This window comes from Clostridium sp. NSJ-49 (assembly GCF_014287725.1).
Taxonomy (GTDB): domain Bacteria; phylum Bacillota; class Clostridia; order Clostridiales; family Clostridiaceae; genus Clostridium; species Clostridium disporicum_B.
In genome coordinates this window covers 1-7,883 of record NZ_JACOOP010000088.1, presented here as the reverse complement: position 1 = coordinate 7,883, position 7,883 = coordinate 1, and the positions used below count along the sequence as shown (strand labels likewise).

General features: G+C 26.6%; 5 protein-coding genes. 1 reads left to right on the top strand and 4 read right to left on the bottom strand.

The annotated features are described in order from the left end of the window. Positions 1-189: 189 nt before the first annotated feature. From H8S10_RS17490 to H8S10_RS17475, 4 genes are all read right to left on the bottom strand, one after another. Positions 190-3,555 (bottom strand): AAA family ATPase, encoded by a 3,366-nt coding sequence (locus H8S10_RS17490; protein WP_186839712.1) that lies wholly within the window; start codon positions 3,553-3,555, stop codon positions 190-192. A 201-nt stretch (positions 3,556-3,756) separates the two neighbouring features. Continuing rightward, a complete protein-coding gene (locus tag H8S10_RS17485; RefSeq protein ID WP_055263495.1) occupies positions 3,757-4,164 on the bottom strand; it encodes a hypothetical protein in 408 nt (135 codons plus the stop codon). 442 nt (positions 4,165-4,606) lie between these two features. Further along, on the bottom strand, positions 4,607-4,864 hold the full coding sequence (locus H8S10_RS17480) for a hypothetical protein (RefSeq protein ID WP_186839711.1): 258 nt from the start codon (positions 4,862-4,864) through the stop codon (positions 4,607-4,609). 182 nt (positions 4,865-5,046) lie between these two features. Beyond that, the gene (locus H8S10_RS17475) at positions 5,047-6,606 is read right to left on the bottom strand and encodes an SH3 domain-containing protein (protein WP_186839710.1); all 1,560 of its coding nucleotides are present in this window, start codon (positions 6,604-6,606) and stop codon (positions 5,047-5,049) included. 270 nt (positions 6,607-6,876) lie between these two features. On the opposite strand from H8S10_RS17475, the gene H8S10_RS17470 reads away from it, so the two are divergent. Then, positions 6,877-7,653 carry an endonuclease/exonuclease/phosphatase family protein gene (locus tag H8S10_RS17470; RefSeq protein ID WP_186839709.1) on the top strand — a complete coding sequence of 259 codons (777 nt, stop codon included), beginning with the start codon at positions 6,877-6,879 and terminating at the stop codon, positions 7,651-7,653. Positions 7,654-7,883: the final 230 nt, after the last annotated feature.

Below are 7,883 nucleotides of genomic sequence, written 5' to 3'. Positions count from 1 at the left end.
AATGCAAATCCTATTTGTTGCATAGGAATCACATTTTTTGTGAAGTTTTTCATATTATTACTATGCGCAAAAAAGGAAGTTCAAATTCGAACTTCCTTTTCTTTATCGGCAAATATCAAATTTTTTTGATACAGCCCCTTATATTCATTAGTTATTAATTATAATTATTCATTACTGTATTTTTCGACTTTAAAGCTGTAAAAATCTAGTTTTACTCTTTTCAATATCTTCTACAGTTATTATATTAATTTCTTTGTTATTGAAGTTTTCATCACAAATCCTTATACTTTGAGTTCTTATTAAGCAATCTAAGAATTGATTTATTAATAATCCATTTTTTAATATAACTTCACTATCAGCATAAATTTCAATTAAAGTCTCTTCTAATTTTTCTTTTACATCATCATTTAAATTATATCCTTTTAAACTCAATGTAGTTAATGCTATCTTTAAAAGCTCGTCAATCTTGTAATCTTTAAACTCTACTTTAACTGGGAATCTATAACTCAGTTCTTGATTTGTTTGTATTAAGTTTCTAACTCCTATTTTATCTCCAGATAATACTATAATTATTTTACTATAATTACTATCTATAAACTTAATTAAGCTATTTAATATTTCTTTATGATTTTCTTCTTCTAATAAAAGACCTGCATTTTCTACAAAAACTACTTTCCCAACATATTTGTTCATTACTTCATCAAGCTTACGTCCACCTTTAAAGCTATTAACTATATCATACTTATCCATTATTATCATATTTTTAGATTTAACTATACCTAAGTTATATAACATTTCTGTATAAATATTAAATGTTCTTTTCTTACCAGTACCTTCAGAGCCCATAGCAATTATATTCATATATTTATTTAAGTCAGTAGCCATTCCAAGTCTTTTCTTTCTAGCCATAACCTTCATAAACTTATACTGCTCTCTTAGAAAATTCTTTGCATTTTCATTAGATATAACACCATCTAATTTTTTCTCTAAATTAAACTTATTATCATAATCAGATACATTTATTTTCTCTATATCTTTAGTAGTGATTAAGTTCATTTCATAAACACTTATATCTTCTTCTGCTATTCTTATACTTTGGTTTCTGATTAATCTTTCTACATAATTTCTAACCATTCTACCATTTCCTGATGTTGCATCAGAATTTTTATATATATCAACAAAACTATTCTTTAATGCGACATATGCATTTTTAGAAAGTTTAAATCCACTAGATTCTATTAACTTTATAGACATTTCTAAAAGTTCATTTGGATTATAGTCTTGGAATGTAGTCCATAATGGAAATCTTGATTTTAATCCGATATTAACATCAAAGAAGTCTTCCATTTCCTCTTCATATCCTGCTAATATTACTATTACTTCCTTTGAATAGTCTTCGATTAATTTAAGTAAGGTTTCTACTGCTTCTCTTCCTAAATCATCATTTGCAAGTGTATAAGCTTCATCAATAAATAAAATTCCACCTATAGCCTCTTTAAACTTTTCTTCAGTTTTCTTAGCTGTTTGACCTGGTATATCTGATACAAAACTTGATCTATCAGTTTCTACAAGCTGACCACCTTTTAATAACCCCATGCTATTAAGCATTTCTGCTACAAGTCTAGCTATACTAGTTTTTCCTGTACCTGGATTACCTGCAAATACCATATTCAAATTCTGCTCAATTTTTGTGTTTACTCCAACTGACTTTCTCTTTTCTTGAGCTACTAACAGCTTGTACTGACTTCTTAAAAGCTCTTTAACTTCATCAAGTCCAATTATTCCTTTTAGCTTCTCTTCTAGATTAAACTTAGCCTTAGCTTTAAAATTAAAATTATCTCTTTCTAATACATCAATTGACCTTTCTTTATTAGTTAAATACTTCTTTGATGAATCTAAAATAGCATTTTCTACTATATTTCTTACAAATCTAGCATTTCCTAAGTCATTTTTACCTACTAATTGATTTTTGGTAAATAGCTCTATCAATCCACTCTTAGCTTTTTCAGATATTGTATATCCTTTTGATTTAGCTATATTTACAGCTATTTCATACATTTGCTTTGGGTCATAATCATGGAAATGAATTGTGTTTGGGAATCTTGAAGATAATCCTTGATTATACTTTAAGAATTTTTCAATATCTTTTTCATATCCTGCAATTATTACTACTAAATCATTTCTATTATCTTCAATACCTTTCAATAAAGCATCTACTATTTCTTTACCTACTTTGTCATTTTCATCTTGGCATAAAGAATAAGCTTCATCTATAAATAACACTCCACCTAAGGCTGAATTTATAATATCATTAGTTCTTTTTGCAGCATCACTAGGATTTTCTGTTATAAAGTCAGCTTTACTAACTTCTTTAAATACACATTTTCTTAATATTCCTAAAGCATTTAAATATTCAAATGTAACTCTTGCTGCATTTGTTTTGCCTGTACCTGCATTACCTGCAAATATCATATTCAGAGATGGCATAGAAGACTTAAGTCCTAGTCTTTCTCTTATTTCTTGAACCTTATAGTTATTTTCAACATTTTGTATAAATTCCTTTAATTCATCTATACCTATAATTGAATCTAACTTATATCTTGCTTCTTCTAACGTTGGAATAGAGTACTCGCTTAATTTATAGATTTCTTTATTTGTTTTACAGTATATTTCATTTTCTTCTACATATATTAATATCTTATTTTCATCTTGAAGCCCCTGATTAATTATTAAATTTCTTAATGGTTTATATACTTTATAAGAAACATATTGCTTTACATCAAAATTTACATCTTCTCTGAAAAAGTCTTGTAAATATGTGCATAATAAATAATCGTCTGTTTTATTTGAATCTTCCTTTATTTCTAAAATAGCTTCTATATTGAATTCATCTTGTATTTTTCTTATTTCTCTAATTGTCTCTGCTTTAATAACTAAATCTCTTTCTTCTTTAGTTAAGTCCTTAGTATAAAAAATTTCTTCACTATTTTTTAAATATTTGTCTTTTATTTGATTAAACTTTTCATCATTATCATTATTGTAAACAAAAACGAAAAACTTGTTATGACATAAAAAAGCATTAATCTTTTCAGTATTATCATTAGCTTCAGCTTCTATCATAAACTTATTTTTTAGTATGTATTCATTCTTTAACGGTAAACAACTATTTGGTCTTATCTTAGATAGAAGTGATAAAATCTCTTCTGATGCCATATCAGTATTTTTAAAAATAATACATTTAGAATCATTGTTTAATTTTTCATAAAGGTCAGTTAAAAACGCATTATATCCTAAATTAAAGCTATATTCAGATAAGTCTATATCATCTACTTCTCCATTTTTAATAACTTCACTCTCTTTAAGCTCTTGGAATATAAATCTTACACTAGCTTTTTTAAACGTATCTTTACTTCCTACTAATAATAGAATTCCCTTTTCATCATTGCTAATCTTCTCTCTAAAATAGCCACATAATTTACTAAAGAAATTCTTCTGTCCTATAAATTCTTTATTAAGCTTTTCTTCAATATTCTTAAATACTTCTTTATTACTCAAATTTCTCATCATCCTTTGCTTCTTATTTCTTTTGTTAATCATTTTAATACCACTATCTATTAGAAAAATAATCCACAGTTGCCAAAAGGTTATTTTACTATTTAAGCAATTATATTAATTAATATCAAAATTGTCAACATAATAAAAGGCACAATATATAAGAACTATTCTTATATATTATGCCTTTAATCTTTTTAAGATTTACTCAAAATTATATTGGTCAATATTCTCATTAAATTCATCTATATTTTTTAGTATATAACCTTTTTCTAAATAAATCTTTTCTGAGTCATACATATCTTTTGCTTTAGTGCATATTTCTTCTAAATCTTCTCCAGTTTTTCCATCTATTATTTTATCAATTATTATTATGGCATCTTCTAGTGTTTCATTTAAAATCCTAGATATATTATCTCTACAGCTTTCCCCAATACTTATTGCCTCACTTGGAAGTGCTATATATGGACCTATATCCATTAACTTTATATTTTTCTCAAAATTCTCCTTAGTAGAGTCTAATATTCCTACTGGAATAGCTATCACTAGCTTATTTTCTTCAAAAACATAACCTATTGAATACTTTATCCTATACCAAGTACTTTCATTCATTTAAGATCACCTGACTATAAATTTTTATATCCTACTAATAAATTTATATTCTCATTTTAACAATTAATTCATACTTAAATAAAATCTCTTTTCCCCCAAAAAAACTTTTAACCTATAAATCAATATTCTATTATTAAAATAAATTTTATATAACTGTTTAAAGCTTTGCTTTTATCACACTTTTATATTAATTTCATATTATAATAATGATTACTTTTTAGGAGATGTATTGTTTGAGGTATAGAAAAAAAACTATTAGATATACTCCAAGACTTAAATTTTATAAAAGGAACTTTATTACATTAAATAAACAACAACTACCCCTATTTCATTCTAATAAGTTTAAAAATCATAATAATAAAAATTACAAACTTTTACCTCTAATACTAGGTTCATTATTAATGCTTTTCGGTATATTTAGTTTAATAAAAAATACCGTTGTTTATACTCCTATTTTTTTCGGTAATTCGTTAAGTGGAGGCGCAAATTTTGCAGCTTCATCTATTTTATTATTGCTTGGTATAGGAATTATTTTTATAAATAAAAAATCACTACTGGGATATCTATTTATAATACTTGGATTTTCAATTATTATAATATCCATATTTTTTTCTTTAAAAATGAGATTCTTACCTACTTCATTATCTAATACGCTACTTATTTTTGGTTCAATAATAGGAGGTGTATCTCTAGTAATCAACTCAGTAATAAACCTATTGAAAAGAAAATTCTAACATAGATAAATTAAAAGCTATCCATATAATTAAAAAATAAAGATATCTAAGATGACTTTAAAATTTATTTTGTAGAAACTGCATCGCAGTTTCTACATTTACTCTTAAGCTTTAACTATAGAGCTTAACTAAAAATACTCTTCACTCTCTACAGTATTCTTCTTGCTCTACTTACATATCCCCACGGTACATTACTGATTCTTACTGTATCTCCTGTAAATGAAGATTCAATCCATTTACCATCACCAATATACATACCAACATGTCCTAAATCTCCTGTAAAAATTAAATCCCCAGGAATAACATCATTTAATGATACTTCTACTCCATCATTAATTTGGTTATATGTCGTTCTACCCACATTAATACCAACTTGTCTAAATGCCCAATAAATAAGACCAGAGCAATCAAAGGCTCTATAACCCATGTCTACAAATCTTTCAGCATGGTCATATTCTCCTTGAGCAGCATCCTCAGGGAATCTAATTTTTAATTCATTTAAAAATTCTGTAGTTAAAAACTCTCCAGATCCTCCCCATACATACGGAGCTCCTAGTTGAGCTTTCATAGAGTCTAAAATTATATTGTAAGCTTCTTTATTTACAGACCCTTCATTGCCAATATTTCCTGAGTTTTCTTCAAAGTCTACAGTAATATAATCAGCACTTACATAACCTACTGAATCTTTAAATGATATCTTATACCAATTTCCTACTTGCCCTTGTATTTCTACAATAGTATTATTTAAAAGATATCCAATAACAAACGAATCTGTGGATGCCTCTTTACGTACTCTCAAATTTGAACCTTCAACATTTATAACTTTCCCTTTTGAAATTATACTTTGCTCAGGCAAAATTTCTCCAGATCCACTGTTATTATCATCTGATGTCTTTTCTAGTGTTATATAATCTTTACTTACATATGCTACTGAATTATTATATGAAATTCTATACCAATTACCTTCTTCACCTATAATATTAACAGAATTTCCTTCATATAAACTTCCAAGCACTTCTGAATTTGTGTTTGGTGATTTACGTATTCTTAATGTAGAACCACCTAGATCATATACATATCCAATTTTTCTTACGGTATCATCTCCACCTGCACCATTTTCATTATTATTGTTATTACCATCGTTGATACCATTAACTAAAATATAATCACTATGTACATATCCATAGCCATTATTAAACTTAATTTTATACCATTCGTCTGCAGTCCCTACTATTGTTACAGTTGTATTATCTACAACATACCCGATAATAGATGAATTTAACGAAGCACCACTTCTAACTCTTAAATTAGGTTCTGCATTATATACCTTCCCGTAATATAATGTATCTTCTGTAGAACTTGAGTTTATTTCTTCCACATAATCTCCATGTACATAACCCAAAATACTGTTATAGCTAATCTTATACCAACCATTACTGTATGATATAATTTCAAAACTAATACCTTCACTCATAGTTCCAAGAATTTCAGAGTTTGTTGATGGATTAGACCTAATTCTTAAATATGTTCCATCAACATTAACAACTTGTCCTCTACTAGTGCTTCTCATATTGACATTTTCTATATCAGCCTCAGTTGTTGGCAATTCATTATTTTCTAAAGCTTGTACTGCAATTGGCTTTAACAATACCATACCACCAATTACTCCCGAAATTGCAATTCCTCTTTTAATTGTACTTTTATTCATATATAGATCTTTTCCTCCACAGCTCTTAGTCTTTCAGCAATTTATTTTACCACATTTATCAATTAAATTTAAATACTTTTTACTAATTATTTGTAATTATTTAACATATATTAGTATTTATTTCCTATTTATAATGATATTTTACCATCTTTTGTGATAAAAAGAAATATTATGAATGATTATAATATTTAATATATGATAAAATAAATATAAAGCTTTTTACTAAGCATCGTAAATTAAGGGATTATATATAGAAAAAGGTGAGAATTAATGATTGTAATGTCTTTTAATCTTAGAAGCGATTTCATTCTAGATATAAATAATAGATGGGTTAATCGCAAAGATATTGTTAAAGAAATAATACTAAAGTATAACTGCGATATTATTGGAGTGCAAGAATTAACAAATAAAATGCATAAAGATATTATAGAATTTGCTAAGGATTTTAATATTGTTGGCCGAGCTAGGAGCAAAAAGTTATTTGCCGAAAGAAATGACTTAATAATTCCTAAAAAACATAGCATAGAAGATCATAAAACTATCTGGCTATCAAATACACCTAATAAGATAGGTAGTCAACCTTGGTTTTCTCTATACCCAAGAATATGTACAACCGCTAAAATTAAATTAGATGACAATACAAAAATCAGAGTATATAATACTCATCTTGATTGTTTACTTCCACAAGCTAGAGACTATGGAATAAAGAAATTAGGCAAATTCATAGATTCAAATTATAAAGAAGATAAACTTCCAGTAATTGTAATGGGTGATTTTAATGCTACTCCTAATAGTAAAGTAATTAAAAACTTTGCTAGTGGAAAATATTATGACAAAAGGTTTTTTGCTGTTCAAGATAAAAATAAAGATTTATATAATAAACCTACGCGAGCTGGTTTTAAAGGCAAAGATACTGGCTCTCATATAGATTATATTTTTGTAAGTGAAGAGCTAGAAATAGTAGATGTAGATATACTTACCGATAACCTAAATGGTAAATTTCCTTCAGATCACTTCCCATTAATAGCCGATATAAAGCTAAAATAGTTCTAGTTAGAAAAAACAAAGTGGCAAATGGTTGTTTAATATTCATTTGCCACTTACTTCTTCTAAATACAATTTAATTATTAAGTATTAATTATCATATTTTATTTGTTAGGCTTTGTTTTAATAAACTGTTGAAATTTGATTAACCTCTATAAATATGGTTATAATATATAATATAACTACTATTTAGGAGGTTTTTTATGCCAAGAGTTAATAATGTTATTCAGCAA